14 protein-coding genes and 1 pseudogene are annotated in these 17,739 nt (G+C 48.0%); 13 read left to right on the plus strand and 2 right to left on the minus strand.

Going from position 1 to position 17,739, the window contains the following annotated elements; genetic code table 11:
• Positions 1–80: 80 nt before the first annotated feature.
• From QVO66_RS12700 to QVO66_RS12740, 9 genes are all read left to right on the plus strand, one after another.
• Entirely contained in the window at positions 81–947 is an 867-nt protein-coding gene (locus tag QVO66_RS12700; protein WP_021855872.1) for a fimbrillin family protein, read from the plus strand.
• Between the two features lie 203 nt (positions 948–1,150).
• On the plus strand, positions 1,151–1,999 hold the full coding sequence (locus tag QVO66_RS12705) for a hypothetical protein (protein ID WP_021855873.1): 849 nt from the start codon (positions 1,151–1,153) through the stop codon (positions 1,997–1,999).
• A gap of 53 nt (positions 2,000–2,052) precedes the next feature.
• Complete coding sequence (locus tag QVO66_RS12710; protein ID WP_021855874.1) at positions 2,053–3,030, plus strand: hypothetical protein; 978 nt, start codon at positions 2,053–2,055, stop codon at positions 3,028–3,030.
• Positions 3,027–4,655 carry a leucine-rich repeat protein gene (locus QVO66_RS12715; protein WP_021855875.1) on the plus strand — a complete coding sequence of 543 codons (1,629 nt, stop codon included), beginning with the start codon at positions 3,027–3,029 and terminating at the stop codon, positions 4,653–4,655. Before QVO66_RS12710 ends, QVO66_RS12715 begins: the two co-directional genes overlap by 4 nt.
• A 40-nt stretch (positions 4,656–4,695) precedes the next feature.
• Complete coding sequence (locus QVO66_RS12720) at positions 4,696–5,277, plus strand: hypothetical protein (RefSeq protein ID WP_021855876.1); 582 nt, start codon at positions 4,696–4,698, stop codon at positions 5,275–5,277.
• Positions 5,274–6,260, plus strand: a complete 987-nt coding sequence (locus QVO66_RS12725; protein ID WP_021855877.1) for a serine/threonine protein kinase — start codon at positions 5,274–5,276, stop codon at positions 6,258–6,260. Before QVO66_RS12720 ends, QVO66_RS12725 begins: the two co-directional genes overlap by 4 nt.
• 545 nt (positions 6,261–6,805) lie before the next feature.
• On the plus strand, positions 6,806–8,077 hold the full coding sequence (locus QVO66_RS12730) for an AAA family ATPase (protein ID WP_021855878.1): 1,272 nt from the start codon (positions 6,806–6,808) through the stop codon (positions 8,075–8,077).
• A gap of 7 nt (positions 8,078–8,084) precedes the next feature.
• The gene (locus tag QVO66_RS12735; RefSeq protein WP_021855879.1) at positions 8,085–8,477 is read left to right on the plus strand and encodes a hypothetical protein; all 393 of its coding nucleotides are present in this window, start codon (positions 8,085–8,087) and stop codon (positions 8,475–8,477) included.
• A 40-nt stretch (positions 8,478–8,517) separates the two neighbouring features.
• Positions 8,518–10,599 (plus strand): DUF262 domain-containing protein, encoded by a 2,082-nt coding sequence (locus QVO66_RS12740; RefSeq protein ID WP_021855880.1) that lies wholly within the window; start codon positions 8,518–8,520, stop codon positions 10,597–10,599.
• Between the two features lie 270 nt (positions 10,600–10,869).
• On the opposite strand, the gene QVO66_RS12745 is transcribed toward QVO66_RS12740, so the two are convergent.
• On the minus strand, positions 10,870–11,118 hold the full coding sequence (locus QVO66_RS12745) for a hypothetical protein (RefSeq protein WP_288172880.1): 249 nt from the start codon (positions 11,116–11,118) through the stop codon (positions 10,870–10,872).
• A gap of 731 nt (positions 11,119–11,849) precedes the next feature.
• Here QVO66_RS12745 and QVO66_RS12750 point away from each other — a divergent pair.
• Complete coding sequence (locus tag QVO66_RS12750; RefSeq protein ID WP_021855881.1) at positions 11,850–13,199, plus strand: ATP-binding protein; 1,350 nt, start codon at positions 11,850–11,852, stop codon at positions 13,197–13,199.
• 154 nt (positions 13,200–13,353) lie between these two features.
• Complete coding sequence (locus QVO66_RS12755) at positions 13,354–13,875, plus strand: methylated-DNA--[protein]-cysteine S-methyltransferase (protein WP_021855882.1); 522 nt, start codon at positions 13,354–13,356, stop codon at positions 13,873–13,875.
• Positions 13,876–14,184: 309 nt separating this feature from the next.
• Here the strand turns inward: QVO66_RS12755 and QVO66_RS12760 are convergent, their stop codons facing one another.
• Positions 14,185–14,904, minus strand: a complete 720-nt coding sequence (locus QVO66_RS12760) for a porin family protein (RefSeq protein WP_021855883.1) — start codon at positions 14,902–14,904, stop codon at positions 14,185–14,187.
• Positions 14,905–15,156: 252 nt separating this feature from the next.
• On the opposite strand from QVO66_RS12760, the pseudogene QVO66_RS12765 reads away from it, so the two are divergent.
• Positions 15,157–15,817: pseudogene (locus QVO66_RS12765) on the plus strand (MarC family protein).
• Between the two features lie 641 nt (positions 15,818–16,458).
• Positions 16,459–17,622 (plus strand): hypothetical protein, encoded by a 1,164-nt coding sequence (locus QVO66_RS12770; RefSeq protein ID WP_021855886.1) that lies wholly within the window; start codon positions 16,459–16,461, stop codon positions 17,620–17,622.
• The last annotated feature ends 117 nt before the right edge of the window (positions 17,623–17,739 follow it).

Genomic DNA, 17,739 nt, shown 5'->3' on the forward strand with positions numbered 1-17,739 from the left:
AAACATGAAACGGAAATTGTGGATAACGTGAATAATGCTATTTTAGTATAAATTTTTAAGTAAATTAAATAATAAAGACGATGAAAAAGCGTATTATACATATAGGTCTTGCACTTGTTGCGCTGATAGCAGCCGGATGCAGCCAGGAAGACGACACACCGGTAGACGCAAGGCATACGCCCATGAGGTTTGAGGTGACTCATCCTTCACAGCGCACAAGGGTGACCGACTCGGGATTCGAGAACGGCGACAGGATAGGTCTGTTCGCAAGCAGCACTGACAAGCCCCTCGAGATAGGCGGCAACCTTGTGAACAACGAGCCGCTGACGTGCAGCGGCAGCTCATGGACCGCAAGCCGCACGCTCTATTGGGATGAAGGCACGTACAACTTCTACGCCTATTATCCCTACATGACGTCTGTAAGCTCTATCGAGGACCTGCCATTCTGCGTGCAGACCGACCAGAGCACGGCCGACGGCTATGAGGCCAGCGACTTTCTGTATGCACAGACCAACAACGTCAGCGCGTCAAACTCTCCCGTAACCCTGGCCTTCAAGCACATAATGAGCAAGCTCACCATACGCCTGATAAAGGGCGAGGACTTTGAGGGCGAGATGCCTACATACGCCGAGGTGTATGTGCACAACACTGTGCCTGAGTCGACCATAGACCTAAGTGCCGGCGTTGCCACAAAATATGTAAGGGGCAACGGCACCACGATAAGGGCCCGACAGATAAGCAGCTATATCTATTCGGCCATAATAGTGCCTCAGCGCGTGGCCAACCGCATGCCGCTGATAGAGGTTGTGATGGACGGCGTGTCGTATCTCTACGAGAGCACGTTCCAGTTTAAGCCCGGCACGGAGCACCTTGTAAACTTCATCATATCAGGCAACCCTGAACAGATTAAAATTGAAATAGGAGGCGAGATTGTCGGTTGGCAATAGTCTTGCCGGTTATCAACTTGAATGAAAGCGACAATATATATACTATCCATACTAACTCTCATTTTAGGGGGTGTGGCTGTGGCTTTGGGGCTGCAGCCCACCCTCGGACAGACTGACAGCAAAAAAACATCAACAGATACGGGCTGCATGAGGGGCTCGAGCTTGTTGGCCGCGTTGACGGCAAGGGATATGAGACCTTTGCGGTGGTAGACGAAAACGACAGACTGCTCTTCGCAATACCGCTGCGCAACTGCATGTTCGACGTGCGCTACCGCAACGGACAGCTGCGCTTCCGCGAGAACGGCACAGGCCGTGAGGGATTTGTCGACCGCAACGGCAACGTGACGTTCTTCAGTACAGGCACCGGCATACCCTCTACGGTTGAGCAAGAGGAGAGCAGCACTATGGCGCAGGCGCCCGGACAGAGCACATACGAAGGCGGACAGAATAGCGGCAAGGCAGACAAGTCGGGCAGCATGACCGACGGCGACCTGAAACAAATGGCACGCAGCAATCCTTTCTATAAGGAGGCTGCCAAGATCCTTGCAGGCAAACTGTCGGTTGACGACGCTCAGCGCCGCCGCGTGATACTCAACTACTGCGAACACTTCCGCATGGCCTACACCACCAAGGACATCGACTTTCTGCGCCAGGTGTTCAGCGAGCAGGCCCTCATCATCGTGGGCAACGTGGTCAAGACCAAGGCCGGCAGCGAAGGCAAGTTTATTCCGGCGTCGCGTGTTGAGTATAACATCCGCACCAAGAAAGAATACATATCGCGGCTAAGCAAGGCCTTTGCCGCCAGCAAGAACATAAGCGTAAAGTTCTCCGACTTCCGCATAATGCGCCATCCAACCATGGACGGCATCTACGGCGTCAGCCTCCGCCAGCAGTACAAGAGCGACTGCTATGCTGACGACGGCTACCTCTTCCTGCTCTGGGACTTCCGCAACGAGTCGATGCCGCTGATACATGTGCGCACATGGCAGCCGACAGAGACCATCAGCGATGATAACGAAGTGATGAACATCAGAGACTTCAACCTGGAGTAACTAAAGACAAGTTAAGCTAAGACAAACGACATTATCACTTTAAACAAACCTATATGACAGGCAAGATGTTACATATACGCACGTTAAAGGCACTGCTGCTGACGCTCATGCTCTGCATGGCAGGCTGCGGCACGGCCCTGGCACAGCAGTTCAGCGTGACTAAGTTTCGCGTCTTGCCCAACGACGTGAGCGCCTTTATCACTCCGGTGCGCGACCTCAACGACGAGGCGTGCGCCCTGCTGAAGGTTACGGCCACGCCCGAGTATGCCTTCTCGTCGCCTTTGGGCATTGTCATGCGTAAGGACAATGTAGGCGAGATATGGCTTTATCTGCCCAAAGGCACAAAAAAGATTACCATAAAACATCCTGAATGGGGCGTCATGCGCGACTATAAGTTTGAGAAACCGCTTGAGAGCCACATGACCTACGAGATGGTCATCAATTCGCCCAAGCCAGACATAGCCCTTAAGCACGACACCATTGTGCTGACAAAGACCATCGTCGACACAATAGCCGTGAAGAAGCGGCGGCCGAAGCTGCCGCTCAGGACTCATGCCCTGTTTACAGTTTCGATGCACGAAAACGGACCTTCGTGGGGTGTCATGGTGGCATTAATGCGCCGCCATGGCTTCTTCGTTCATGCAAGTGCCGACCTGCGCAGCATAGGCAAGACCGTAACCACCTGCGACAAGGAAGGATTTACCGACGGAAGCAGCATAAAACCATATTACACAGGACAGACACGCCACTCGACATACACCGTGACGGCCGGAGCGATACACCGCCTCGGGCGCATGGTCAGCCTGTTTGAGGGCATTGGCTATGGCCGCACGGCCACGGCATGGGAGCTGGCTGAGAGCGAAGGAGGCGGGCTTGCGCTCAACGACGGCCTGACACACAAGGGCCTCGCAGCCGAGCTTGGCGTGATGCTGTCGTTCGGACGGATAAGCGTGTCGGCATCTGCCGTAACCATAGCCGGACGCCAGTGGCAGGGCTGCATAGGTGTAGGCATTAACATTGGCAAAAGATGAAGACAAGGATATTATCACTCACCACACTGATAGCGCTGCTGCTTACGCTGGCCGCATGCAGCAGCGATGAGGCTCCGGATAACTTTGAACCGCGCCTCGTAACGGGCGAGGCCTTTGACATAACGCGCACAGAGGCCGTCATCGCAGGCGAGGTGGTGCTGCAGGGAAGTACCGACATGCCGGAGCTGCACTTCAGATACGGCACGACAGACCAGATGGACCACACCACGGGCGTGCTTGCCCCCGACGGCAACAAGGTGAAAATACAGCTGACGGGGCTTCAGCCGGGCACGATGTACTACTACAGACTCCATGCTACCAACGGCCGCGTGGAGCTGCATGGCAACACGATGACCTTTGTAACCGTGCCAAACGATAGGCCCACGGTGGGCGTGCCGACAGTGCTGAGTCAAGGCCCAATGAGCGTCATTGTAGAATATGAAATAACGGACGACGGCAACGAGACCATAACCTCCACGGGGTGCTACGTAACCGACATTGAGACGGGCGACACGCATAGCGTAGAGGCCGAGACGCCGGGCGCCGAAGGCGTTGGCATGAGGGTGCGCATAGGCGGACTGCGCCAGAACGCCACCTACGAGATAAAGGCCTATGCCGCCAACGGCGAGGGCGAGAGCGTGGGCGAGGCACTGACCATAACCACGTCTGACGCTGTTCTGCTGGCCAGTGCTGGCGAGTTTGAAGAACTTATGGGCGACAGCAAATACGAGTATACTACGCTGTCTATTGCCGGACCTATGAACGGCGACGACCTGCGGTGCCTGCGCCAGATGATGGGACGCGACATCGACGGCTCTGCCACGGCTGGTCGCCTTGCACAGGTAAACATGGCCGACGCCCATATCGTGGAGGGCGGAGGAGTGTACGGCTCGTCGCGATACACCGAGAATAATGTAGTGGGTTACGGCCTCTTTGCCGACTGCACCCTACTTACAAGCGTTACTCTGCCTTCCGATGCCGTCAAGATAGAGAAAGACGCCTTCATGAACTGCACGGCGCTCAGAGAGATAACCATACCGGCATCAGCCACCGACATCAGTCCGTCGTCGGGCTGCACGGCGCTCGCCGCCATCAACGTGTCGGGCGCCAACACTGCATACAGCAGCATCGACGGAGTGCTGTTCGACGCCGGTGCCACAGAGATACTGTGGTTCCCCATAGGCAAGCAGGGCGACTATACGCTGCCGTCTACTGTCAAGGCCATAGGCGACTATGCCTTCCAGGGCTGCCACATAACACGCTTCACCCTGCCCGACAACCTCATGGAGATAGGGCAGGCCGTGTTCTACGACAGCAGCGTAGAGGAGGTGGTCATGCCGTCAGGGCTTAGACTCATACCCACAGCCACCTTCCAGAAGTGCGACAAGCTCACCACGGTGCGTCTCGGTGCAGCCACAGAGCTGATATCCGACTATGTGTTCGACGGCTGTCCGCTCGAGCATCTGTATGTCGACGCACAGTATCCGCCCGTGTGCAACAGCAACGCCCTGACCAGCACGCCCGACTTTCTGCCTACATGCACGCTGCACGTGCCCAAGGGACGGCGCAACTTCTATCGTGCCGACTCGAGCTGGAAGCGCTTCGGCACCATCGTAGAGGAATGACGCGTGCTGCTCATTTACAAACAAAACAGCATTTAAGTTTATGACAATGAATACACCTGAAATAGAGGAGCTGAAGCTGCTCATTGAACAGAAATATGGAAAGACGCTCGGCACGACAACCGACTTTGAGGAGTTTTCGGTTCATCTGAGCCACGACACCGGACAGAACGTGTCGGCGTCGACGCTCAAGAGGCTCTGGGGATACGTCAACGACAGCCACAAGCCGCGCATGTTTACGCTCGACATCCTGGCCCAGTATCTTGGCCATGCCAACTATTACGCCTTCGTTTCGTGGCTCAAGACAAGCACACGCTACAACTCGTCGTTCTTCAACGCCAAGCAGCTCATCAGCAACGAGCTCGACGCCGGAACAGAGGTGGAGATAGGCTGGAGCCCCAACCGCCTGGTGCGCCTGCGCTACGTGGGCGAGAGCCGTTATGAGGTGGTGTCGTCGCAGAACAGCAAGCTCGTGCCCGGCGACAGCTTCGTAACAGGATGCTTCATCAAGGAGCAGCCGCTCTATCTGCCCTACATCGAGCGACCTGACGGCCGCACGGCCCCCTTTGTGGCAGGCCGCAACGGCGGACTAACCATAATTAACGTCATCAACATTGAGAAATGAACAATTCAGACACCGAAATATTGGACGACAGCCCCTCAGGATACATGAGCGACATAGACGGCGAGATGGACAGTGCCGTGCGCATACCCGTGCAGAACGCCTTCAGAGACATAAGCGAATTCTACGTATCGAGGTCGGGACATACGCGCCTGCTGACAGCCACACGCTTCGGCAAGCGCTATACGCTGAAATGCCTGAAGCCCGATTTTGCCTACACGCCCGTCTACCGTCAGGCCCTTGCCAAGGAGTTTGAGATTGGGCTGCAGATGGACCATCCGCACATCTGCCGTACCATAAGCATGGAAGAGGTGGCAGAGCTGGGCACGGTCATCGTTATGGAATATATCGACGGCGACACGCTGAAGAGCCTCATTGACAGCAAGACGCTGACGCCCGACATGGCGCGCAGAGTAACCGAGCAGCTGGCCGACGCGCTCGGATACATACACAGCAAGCAGATAATACACCGCGACCTGAAGCCTTCGAACATAATGATAACGCACAACGGCCACAACACCAAGCTGATAGACTTCAGCTTGTCGGACAGCGACTATTTCAACGTGCTGAAATGTCCTGCCGGCTCATCGGGCTACATCGCCCCGGAACAGCTTCAGCCCGACGCCAAGCCCGACATAAAGGCCGACATCTATTCGTTCGGAATGGTGGTAAGAGACATGGCCCGGCTTACTGGCGATGCCTATCTGCGTCGTATAGCTGCAGCCTGCACCCGGCGCAACGCCTCTGAGCGTCCGGCAGACATGTCGGCCGTGATGTCGCTGCCGCGCACAGACAACCGTCAGCGCATCGTGGTTGCATTGCTGGCATTAGTTGTTGCTGCGCTCACTGCTTATGTGGCTGTTACGCTCTACAACCGTTCCACGGCATCAGACGACGTACGGCAGGACAACGCTCCGATAGAGATTGCTCCCGACAGCAACCGCGCCTTAGACTACACCCTGTGGCCCGAACGCGGTGAAAAGTAGAGCCAGTCCCCCGACAATTTACATCTTCTTCCGCAGTTTCCCCCGGCAAATAGGCGTAAATAGTATTTTTTTCTACGTGATAAGGCGAGCGAAGTTTCGTTCCCAAGGCTCTATTTATACCTGCCGGTTTGAAGGCGAAATAGAACGACATAATATCCCCGAACAATACATCTTGTGAGTTAGAATACGAAGAATTGGATAATGATGATTTTAACCCAAATCAGTCATTATCCTGCGCATAGCTTTATCTATTTTGTGCATTCATGTTTTTCAGCCGTCTTTTTGTCCGCTTATAAATTTTCGAAAAATACTAAACACTATTATTTTATTCATAGGGTTCGTATTTCACCTCTAACAAACAATATATTGTTTCTATAAAAATGCTCAAGCCCATTATGGTTGTACAATCTTTGGCCTGATTTTTATATAAAAACGATGCAGGTCATTAAAATACTACAATAAATGTATATACACTTTTTGTTGCAACATTTTTTGTAGTTACATTTTATGTATTATATTTGTTCCTTAAATCAAAATAGAGCGTTATGGAAACTCCGTTTATATTTGGAAAAATTGCTACTGAAAAGAATTTTACCGACCGTGAGAAAGAAACAGCCGACCTGCTTCAGAGCTTTACGTCGTTAATCAATACAATTATTATATCTCCTCGTCGCTGGGGTAAGAGTTCACTTGTAAATAAGGCTGCAAAGTTAGCGATGGCGCAGGACTGCAACCTCCGAATCTGCCATATCGACCTTTTCAATGTTCGTAGCGAGGAGCATTTCTATTCACTGCTCGCCCAGAAGGTTATTGCCGCCACTTCCTCAAAATGGGAGGAAGCAATAGAGAGCGCGAAGAGTTTCTTTTCGCATCTTGTCCCCAAGATAACAATCGGTATGGACCCCACCAATGAGATTTCAATCGACTTTGATTGGGAGGAGGTAAAGCGCAACCCCGATGAAGTGCTCGACCTTGCCGAAAAGATTGCCAGGAAAAAGGGGCTGAAAATCGTGATTTGCGTAGATGAGTTCCAAAATATCGCAGAATTTACTGACCCAGATTATTTCCAAAAAAAATTGCGTTCCCATTGGCAGCTGCACCAGAATGTGGCCTATTGTCTCTATGGCAGCAAACGCCACATGATGATGGAAGTTTTTACCGACTCGTCCAAACCATTCTATAAGTTCGGTAATCTGATGTTTCTAAATAAGATTGAAACGCCTTGCCTTGTGGAATTCTTCAAGAGTCGTTTCGCTGATACAGGCAAGAACATCGACGATGAAGCAAGCCATTTGATAGCAAAGCTCGTGGATAACCATCCATACTACGCACAACAGCTGGCACAGCTTTCATGGCTCAGAACAAAGGATGTATGTACTGTTGATCGTTTCGCTGATACCGGCAAGAACATCGACGATGAAGCAAGCCATTTGATTGCAAAACTCGTAGATAACCATCCATACTACGCACAGCAGTTGGCACAGCTTTCATGGCTCAGAACAAAGGATGTATGTACTGTTGAGATTGTGCGTGAGGCACACACGGCATTAGTGGAGCAGTTGAGTCTGCTGTTCGTAACAATCACCGAAACACTTACGACACAGCAGCTGAACTATCTTAAAGCCCTTATAGCCGGCGAAAAAGCCATCAGTTCGACTGAAGTGATGCATCGCTATCAAATCTCTTCAACGACCTCAATATCCCGTTCAAAGGCAGCCCTTATCAAGAATGATATATTGGATAATAAGGCCGGTGAAATCTCATTCCAGGATCCGATTTATGCATATTGGTTAAAAAAAGAGTATTTTGCAAAATAATAAGACTATGAATAAGTGTAACCGTACTTGGATTGCCTTCGCTAATAAGAAAAGATGTAGGCATGCTGATGCTATAAACACCTTAGGGTTTATTTCTTGGAGAATGGGGAGAGCTCGTTTCGCCATAGGCGATATAGTATATCTGTTTATGTCAGATGAGCGTTATGTCCGCTTCAAAATGATTGTAACAGCAGAGAACTGCAAACGTGAGGATAAGGAGTTTTGGGTAGAAAAGGCTCCTGATGATAAAACTTATAAACTGGAATTGCTTGCTGAATCAAATCGTTCTCAATTAACAGAATCCGATTTATTGCAACATGGATTTAATGGAGGTAAAAGTTTAGAAATTCCCAATTGTAACAATACGGAATTGATAAACTACATTAAATCTGTTTTTTGATATTGCAACGAATATTATAAACAACATAAATAAACTTGTTATGAAAGGTGATGCTCAACCATTAATCAAATTCTTTGATGGCTCAGATAAAAGATTTATAATACCTCTATATCAAAGAAATTATGATTGGAAGGAAGAAAACTGCGAACAACTATTTAATGATTTGCTAAATCTGCACGAGAGTAACAGAAAAAGCCATTTTTTTGGAAGCATTGTATCAAGTATTCAACCTGGAACTGAAGACAGGTATATCATTGATGGGCAACAACGTATTACCACCGTTTCGTTGTTGCTGATTGCTATGGTCAATGCAAAAAAAGAGGGATTGATAGAGGCAGTAGATTCCAAATTGGTTGAAAAAATATTCAAGCGATACCTTGTGGATGAGTACCAAGAAGACGAACGCAAGGTAAAACTCAAACCGATCAAAAAGGATATGGAAGCATTCGATGCTTTGCTATATAAATCAAGAGAACAATACATTAAAGAATCTAATGTTACGCGAAATTATGATTTTTTCTATGATAGGGTCATACGTTCAGGACTTACAATTGACGAATTGTTTGAAACAATTAAGAAATTGGAAGTCATAAATATTCGTCTAGATGCAGATGACGATCCTCAATTGATTTTTGAAAGTCTCAACTCAACAGGGCTTGACCTAAGTGAAGCTGATAAGATACGCAACTATTTATTAATGTCTCTTTCCCCAACAGAACAAGATTATCTCTATAACCGTTTTTGGAATCCTATAGAAGTTTTTACAAAGTATGATCCTTCTTCATTTGTGCGCGATTATCTCACTATGAAGCAAGGTAAAATAGGTCGTATAGATAAAATTTATTTTATATTTAAGGAGTATGCTGAAGGAAACAATATGGCAAGAGCTGATTTGCTTGAGGATATGCACCATTATGCTAAAATATATAGTCAAATAGATAATGCAAAAGCCGGAACCGATAAATTGAATCAAAAGCTAAGTCAATTACGAACACTTGATTCAACAATTGCATATCCTTTCTTTATGGCTTTTTTTGATTATGCTTCAAAAAACGATTTGCCTGAAAGTGAAATCTGCAGGGTCATAGATGTAATTGAGTCCTATTGGGCACGCCGCATAATATGTAACCTTCCGTCAAATGCCTTAAACAAAGTATTTGCCACTTTACATAGAGACGTATTAAACCATATAGGTAAAGTTGTAAGTGACAACAAGCCTGCTTATATTGATGTCTTGACATATATCCTACTCAAGAAGGGACGTTCGTCTATTTTCCCCAGTGACGAGGATGTTAAAACGGACTTTGCCACACGCCAAGTGTACAAGATTCCGGCAAATGCACGAATGTTCATATTGGAACGTTTGGAAAACAGGGATAATAATGAACGCCATGATGTTGTAAAAGGACTTTCAGAGAAGAAAATTTCCATTGAGCACATAATGCCTCAGACGCTTTCGAATCAATGGAAAAAAGATTTAGGCCCAGAATGGGAACGCATACACCAGACATATCTTCACACTATGGCTAACCTTACACTAACAGCCTATAACTCACAATACAGTAACCTTACATTCCTTGAGAAGAGAGATATGGAGAAAGGGTTTAAAGAGAGTGCTTTCAGATTAAACAATTATGTCAAATCTTGTGATAAATGGACTGAGGATGAACTGAAAGAAAGACAAAAGGAACTATTGGGCGTTTTTATGAAATTATGGCCGATGCCGTCAACCACATTCAAGCCTATTAAGCAAGAGGCAGAATCAGCATCATTAGAAGATGATGATTTTGAATTTACAGGTAAAAAACTGCAAGCATACATCCTATATGGAGTTCGATACACAGTAAACACTTGGAAAGACATGCTGATTCAAGTATGTAATCACATTTTATTGAAAAGGCGCTCTACTATTGAGTGGTTATGTGCAAATGAAAAATCTGGATTTTCAACAACCCCAGAATCATGGAGAAGAGAGCTTGGACCAAATATGTACTTATGGACTGATAATAGTACACAGACAAAGATAAATATTCTACATGGTTTATTTGAAGAATGTAATATTCCCTCCTCGGAACTAATTTTTGAATTTAGGTCTGATATTTGTGATGAAGATGAAGAATAATATTTAATGCAAAGATGGCTCTGATTACCATTCGGTTTCAGAGCTATTTTTGTACCTTTTCTCATCTCTTTGTACCGCAATTTTGATATTCAAGAAATTACACTTACTTTTCAAAATGGAGGATAAGTCGAGAATGAAGCTGAAAATCATTAACTTGCACATTCTCAGATACTTGCCAACTTGCTGGCTGTACATTTTAGAGCGCCATACTATTGATAATCAAAGATGTACACATATTGCATCGAATAATAGGATAAATGCTGATTTTAATCAATGATAATATTTATATTGATCTGAGCTATTCTTGATTAAAAATAAGCTATAATTTGCCAAATCTCTAAAATTTAATGTGATTTGGCTGATTATATTGATTTTTTGTGCTTGTTTATGTAAAAAACAAAATTCTATAGTTATGGTAATTGTCCGAATTTGCCTTGCTTTTGTATCTTCTGGAACGTTATTATCATTGATAATAAAATTTGCCCATATTGTATCAACAAATAATTTCACTACTTTCATACAAAAACTAAAAACGCGGTAAAAAGTCAGGACAAAATTTTTTTGTAATCTGGAGAAGAAGACCTTAATGGATGTTAAAGAAATGGCGTGCTGAGTGTCTTTGTTTTAACTTATGTTTGCTTTTGTGCGGCTATAAGCGATGTGAGGATGATGTTTTTGGGGCATGTAAGGGCTTGTTTTGCGTTGCAATAGCACTGCTTTTGGAGCGTAAACCTATGGGTTTTGCACCGAAAGTGGCAGAGTAATATATTTTAACACTGCGGCTTTTGCTTTCAAAATGGCTTAAATGTCTGTATGTCAATGCTTTAGTGTGAATGCTCGTTTTTTGACGTTTTTCAGGCAAAATCGCGGAGACGTGAGGAGCATGGGCATTCTGAAGACGTCAAACGGTATGGATTTTGTCTGAAATATTTACAAAATGCGGCGGCGCCACGGTGTGTAGTGTGCCTCACGACCTTCATAATGTCATTACACAGATACCGTCAGAATAAGTATCGTCTGTTGGCTTAGTCTGCTTATACAGCTGATTACTTTTGGCCTTAATAAGGGGAAAATGTGAAATTTATAGGCCTTTTGGATGCGGAAAGTGTGAAATTGATGGCTGTATATTGTATGGAAAATGTGAAAATAATGGGGTAATATGGCACGGAAAGTGTGAAAAATATGGGTTTTTATGATGCGGAAAATGTGAAATTTACTATATTTGCAGATGTATCAAGACGTTTGGAAATATGGAGAAGTTGCTGAAAAGAAAGATTGACAAATATCTGACTGACTGGAAAAACAGACCTGACAGGAAGCCTCTTATCATCAAGGGTGCCAGGCAGATAGGCAAGACGTGCTCAGTAGAGTGGTTTGCCGGTCAGAATTATGCAAGCGTGATAGAGATAAACTTTATCGAGCAGAAAAAATACCGTGAGATATTCAACGACGGATTTGAGGTGGACGCCATTCTGAAGAATATATCACTGCTGAATCCTGAATTGAAGTTTATTCCCGGCAATACCATATTTTTCTTCGACGAGCTTCAGGCGTGCCCCAACTGCGCCACGTCGCTGAAGTTTTTTAAGCTCGACGGCCGTTTCGACGTAATCTGCTCAGGCTCGCTCATGGGGATAAGCTACAATGAGATAGAATCTAACAGCGTGGGATATAAGGAGGACTACGAGATGCACTCGATGGACTTTGAGGAATTTTTGTGGGCAATGGGCTATAATGACGAGTTCACGGCCGACCTGCTAAGTCAAATGCTTGATGTAAGGCCGCTGTCTGAACTGCAGATGGACACACTGATGAGCCTGTTCCGCGACTATGTCATAATCGGAGGCATGCCCGAAGTGGTCAGCACGTACGTAAGGAACAAGAATTTCAGCGGCACGCTCGACATTCAGCGCCAGCTGCTGAAGGATTATGAGGAAGACATAACAAAATATGTTGAAGGCCTGGACAAGGCAAAGGTGAAGGCGGTGTATAACCATATCTCGACCTTCCTGGCAAAGGAGAACAAGCGGTTTCAGATAACCAAGATAGCCAGAAACGCGCGCAACAGAGACTATATGGGATGCGTTGAATGGCTCGCCGATGCCGGAGTGGTGAACGTGTGCTACTGTCTTAATCAGCCCGAGCTGCCGCTGAAAGGCAACTACGACCCAAAGATGTACAAGATATACTTTAAGGACACAGGACTGCTGATAGCCTCGCTCGACGAGGAGGCACAGGAAGACCTGAGGGCAAACAGGAATCTCGGAACGTACAAAGGGGCGATATACGAGAATATCGTAGGCGACATGCTCGTAAAGCAGGGCTACCGGCTGTTTTATTACCACAGCGACAGACCGGCTCTTGAGATGGACTTCTTTATAAGGGACGCCGATTCGCTCATACCGGTGGAGGTGAAGGCCAACGACGGGGCTACGGCTTCGCTGAACAGACTGCTGAATGACGACAAATATAATGACGTGAAGTATGGCATCAAACTGGGCTACAGGAACATCGGATTCAACGGCAAATTCTATACATTTCCATATTTTCTGACCTTCCTGCTGCGAAGATTCGTGGCAGAGAGCAAACGCAGCTGTTAGTGGAATTAGCAAAGCCGTATGGCGGCATGAGGCTTTCTGGTGTGTATAGCCTGTTTCTGTCGTGCCATATATTATGATGAAATGTGGCGCCGGGCATGTAAACGGGCCGTCTGTCGTGCCGCATTAATCGTTTAACAGGTAAAAACATATCCGCATGAGCGACATTTCATTTACATGCAAATATCATTCGCCGCTGGGAGAGATAACCCTGGCATGCCGCGACGACAGGCTTACGGGGCTGTGGTTTGACGGACAGAAACACTACGGCAGCACGCTGACCGGTAGAACCGAAGAGGCAGACGTGCCCGTGTTGAGGCTTGCCGTGAGATGGCTCGACGAATATTTCAGCGGCCATGAGCCGCAGTTTGTGCCGCCGCTGAGCCTTATGGGAACGCCGTTCAGCCGCCTCGTGTGGCGCAGGCTGATGGACATTCCATGCGGAACTACGCTGACATACAAGGAACTGACGCTGCGCATGGCTGCCTGCGGCGAGTGTGGCGCTGGGGCTGTGAGGGCCGTGGCGGCAGCGATAGGGCGCAATCCCGTGTCGCTTATAGTGCCCTGCCACCGCGTCATCGGTTCGGGCGGCAGCCTGACGGGATATGCCGGGGGCATATGGCGCAAGGAATGGCTGCTGCAGGCGGAGCGCTCTATGGCAGAAGGCAGACTGGTGTAGTGAGGCTGTTGCGGTTCGGCCTGACAGAGGCTTCATGTGGGGCGCATTGTAGGGTGTGTTGTTATATGCGTCGGGATTACCATGAGGCAAAAATTCAGGCAGAACAATAACGCCGGATTTGGGCTGGGCTGACCGCTTGTCTTACGGGCGGTGGCGCAGCCCGTAAGGCTGTCAACGAAAAAGGCCGCCGTAACCCTTGCGGGCAGGCAGCCTCAGTTTAAAATAACATTATAAAATAAATTGTGATATGTTGTCGTCATGCCTTGCGGCATGCGTCCGGGTACCTACTTTGATACGGCATCGGCAGACTTAGAAGTTTACGCCGAAGTTGAGCGACAGACATCCGTTGTGCGACGTGTCGAATGTGTCGTGACAGATGTTAGACAGACCGATGTCGTATGTTATGTCGAAGTAGAACAGGTCGTAAGCCACGCCGCATCCCACGCGCAGACCTCCGTCAAAGCGCTGGAAGGCATCGTCGGAGAACGAGCTGAAGGCCTTGCGCTCGTCATAGTTCTTCATCTTGCCGCCCACGCCGCATGCCAGATATCCGCCGAACTGCGGCTGCACGGAGAAGTGGTCGGTGATGCTGTAGATGTACTTCAGCACGATGGGCATCTCTATGTAGTTGAGGTCGTAGGTCATCTTCTTCTTCTCGCCCATGTCGTTTATTATGTCCTTCTTTCCGCCTTTCTCGGTGTAGAAGAGTCCCGGCTCAAGGTAGAGCGGAATGTCGGCCGACAGCGGAATTCCCACCACTGCTCCTACGGTCAGGCCTGTCTGCGAGTCGCTGCCGTCGAGCGTTGGGTCGTCAGAGTTGACCGTTGAGAACGCCGGACCTATGCGGAAACCGTAATACATGTTGCCCGTGCCCAGTCCGCTGTCGTGGCGTCCGTAAGAATATTCCAGTCTTCCGGTGCTCTCGTTGTAGTAGCGGCTGTGGCAATAATTCTGTGCCGATGCCGGCAGTGAGAGTGCTGTTGCTGCCAGTGCGGCTATGGCAAATCTCTTAATTGTTTTCGTGCTCATAAGTTTCTGAATATTGTTTACTTGGTGCAAAGAAACTAAAAAATGGCGAGATGTCAAAAGGAAAAGGCCTAAATTGCGTAGGGAAACCCCTAATATGCGCCCTGACGGCGCTGTCATGTATGCTTTTTGCGGCTGTATTTGCCGGCACGCGCAGCCGAAATAACCATTGGGCGGTTATTATTTTTATTTTTCATGACATTTATGTCTTTATTATTAATTTATTTATAAATTTGCAGAAAAATTTAAAAAACCATGGAAACATTACTTCCTTACGCACTGTTGTGCCTCACGTCAATCTTCACGCTTGCCAATCCTCTTGGCACGATGCCCGTGTTTCTTACCATGACCCAGGGCATGAGCGAGGAGCAGCGCCAGTCTATCGTAAAGCGCGCCACCATCACGGCGCTGATCATCCTCATCGTGTTCACCTTTGCCGGCCAGTTTATCTTCATGTTCTTCGGCATATCCACCAACGGCTTCCGCATAGCCGGCGGCGTGATAATCTTCAAGATAGGCTACGACATGCTACGACATGCTGCAGGCACGCTACACGCACGTGAAGCTCAACTCTGACGAGATAAAGACCTATGCCAACGACATATCGATAACGCCGCTGGGCATACCTATGCTCTGCGGTCCGGGCGCCATAGCCAACACCATCGTGCTGATGAGCGACGCCCATACAATAACGATGAAGAGCATACTGATAGGCTCGATAGTGTTTATCTACGTGCTTACATACTTCATCCTGCGCGCCTCCACGCGCCTTGTGAGCGTGCTCGGCGAGACGGGCAACAACGTAATGATGCGCCTTATGGGCCTTCTGCTTATGGTCATCGCCGTTGAATGTTTCGTCGGCGGAATGAAGCCTATACTTATAGACATAATAAGTCAGGGCGCGGCAGGTGCCTGACGTGATATCATATAATGCGGTATGACGCGTTGAATGCGGCAGTCGGGACAAGTGTCCGGGCTGCCGCATTTATTGTCTCAAAACGCTTTTTAGGCAGCATATAGCTCAGCCTGTTCGGCTTATTCCTGCCTTCGTCGTCCGTCTTTTGGCGGCTTCTTCTTGACATATCAGCCACGCCTGCGGAACGTCAAATGAAAATTCCGCTCAGTATTAAAGCAAAAATTCCGGCCGGATTATAATAACAGATAGGGGTTAAAATACCGGCTGTATTCTGAATATAAGATATTGTGTTTGCGGTTTCATGTATGGCAGGGTGCCGTCGGATGTTTTCTTTGGCATGGTGTGTTATGCCCTCAAAAATGTCATACGGCATGACGCCGGCAAAGAGCATAGGGACGGCTGAGGGCACGCTGGGGCTGAATGGATAGAAATAATGCGGCGGCTGACAGATTTTTTGCCTTGAAATTGTCTGCAAATTGTCTTGCTATGACGACTAATTTTAACTTTAAGGGCTGGTTTTATAAAAGATTATTACATTTTTACAAAATATCTTTTGTTTTTATAAAATTTTGCTTATATTTGCTTTCGGAATGCTATAGCTTTTAAGAAACAACATGTATAACCTCTAAATCAAACGCATTATGAACAGAAATTTTATCTCCCTTATCATCGCTGTATTGTTTTCTTCGGCATCATTTGCCCAGCAGTATGAATATAAGCTGACCGGAATAACATCGAAGCACACTAACGACTATTACAAATACTTCTACGACGATGCCAACGGCCGTGTAGACAGTGCGGTGCAGTATCGCGAACTGGCAGGCTTTATCTACGACTATACGCTGAAATATGTTTATGACGAAAACGGAAACGAGGTGCTCGAGAAGGGATACCAGAAGTTCTCGGGCGACGACTTCTATACATATTCTACGCAGGTGAGATACACTTACGACGAGAACGGACGCATCTTAAGCCGTGCCAACTATAACCTTAACCGCAAGAAGGGCGAGTTTGAACTTGGCGGTGTCTATGAGTATGTCTACGAAGGCAACAAGCTCGTTAAGCGCAACACCTACGTTGACGAGGCGCTGACGGAGAAATTCGAGGAGGTGATCTATACTTATGACGACAAGGGACGTCTGGACGAGGAGAATGTCTATTCGTCGTTCTTCGGCGATGAGATGACGTTCTCGAGCGGCACGAAGTATATTTATGACGACAAGGACCGTATGGTTGAGAAGATAAGCACCATTGGCGACTTCTTCACCGGCGCGAAGATGCCGGCCGGAGGCGAGGTGTGCACGTATGACGAAGCAGGAAACATTGTGGAATGGATGACATACAGTGAAGTGAAGGAGCAGCCGTCGAGCCGTGATGAATACACGCACGACCTGTCGCTCGAGACTGTCAACACGCTTTATCCCGTGGAGAACGAGTGGGACGGAACGGTTTATCTCAACTCGAAGAACGCCATACTCTCAAACATCGTTTATCAGACGGACAGAAACACGGGCGAGATGGCTGTGTATGACGAGCTTGTGATGGAATATGCTCCTGTGGCGTCTACCGGAATCAACGTGATACGTCCGGCTGTGAAGGACATGGTGCAGGCTGTTTATGCCGACGGCAGAGTGCGCCTGACGGGCGTGGCTGAAAACGAGCCGGTAAGGGTGTACAGCCAGACGGGCGTGCTGATGGATATGAAGAAATATAACTCGCAGGAGGGCATAAGCATCAGCAGCATGCCGGCAGGTGCATACATCATCTCTACAAGGCTGGGCTCTGTAAAGGTGTGGAACAGATAGGATTATATTAGCAAGATAGAAAATGCAACGTCCGCAGATTCTGCCTGATGCAGACATCTGCGGACGTTGTTTTATTTCGGCCGGCTTCAGGGCCGTATGTGTTCTGTGTTATGCCGC

The organism is Prevotella sp. CAG:255, assembly GCF_000431195.1.
GTDB classification, from domain to species: Bacteria; Bacteroidota; Bacteroidia; order Bacteroidales; family Bacteroidaceae; genus Prevotella; species Prevotella rara.

Excerpts from the sequence above, each read along its gene's own strand:
- QVO66_RS12770 (WP_021855886.1), top strand. The coding sequence starts at position 16,459 with ATGAACAGAAATTTTATCTCCCTTATCATCGCTGTATTGTTTTCTTCG.
- QVO66_RS12700 (WP_021855872.1), top strand. The coding sequence starts at position 81 with ATGAAAAAGCGTATTATACATATAGGTCTTGCACTTGTTGCGCTGATA.
- QVO66_RS12760 (WP_021855883.1), bottom strand. The coding sequence starts at position 14,904 with ATGAGCACGAAAACAATTAAGAGATTTGCCATAGCCGCACTGGCAGCA.
- QVO66_RS12735 (WP_021855879.1), top strand. The coding sequence starts at position 8,085 with ATGAATAAGTGTAACCGTACTTGGATTGCCTTCGCTAATAAGAAAAGA.
- QVO66_RS12750 (WP_021855881.1), top strand. The coding sequence starts at position 11,850 with ATGGAGAAGTTGCTGAAAAGAAAGATTGACAAATATCTGACTGACTGG.
- QVO66_RS12755 (WP_021855882.1), top strand. The coding sequence starts at position 13,354 with ATGAGCGACATTTCATTTACATGCAAATATCATTCGCCGCTGGGAGAG.
- QVO66_RS12725 (WP_021855877.1), top strand. The coding sequence starts at position 5,274 with ATGAACAATTCAGACACCGAAATATTGGACGACAGCCCCTCAGGATAC.
- QVO66_RS12720 (WP_021855876.1), top strand. The coding sequence starts at position 4,696 with ATGACAATGAATACACCTGAAATAGAGGAGCTGAAGCTGCTCATTGAA.
- QVO66_RS12745 (WP_288172880.1), bottom strand. The coding sequence starts at position 11,118 with ATGAAAGTAGTGAAATTATTTGTTGATACAATATGGGCAAATTTTATT.
- QVO66_RS12740 (WP_021855880.1), top strand. The coding sequence starts at position 8,518 with ATGAAAGGTGATGCTCAACCATTAATCAAATTCTTTGATGGCTCAGAT.
- QVO66_RS12730 (WP_021855878.1), top strand. The coding sequence starts at position 6,806 with ATGGAAACTCCGTTTATATTTGGAAAAATTGCTACTGAAAAGAATTTT.
- QVO66_RS12715 (WP_021855875.1), top strand. The coding sequence starts at position 3,027 with ATGAAGACAAGGATATTATCACTCACCACACTGATAGCGCTGCTGCTT.
- QVO66_RS12710 (WP_021855874.1), top strand. The coding sequence starts at position 2,053 with ATGACAGGCAAGATGTTACATATACGCACGTTAAAGGCACTGCTGCTG.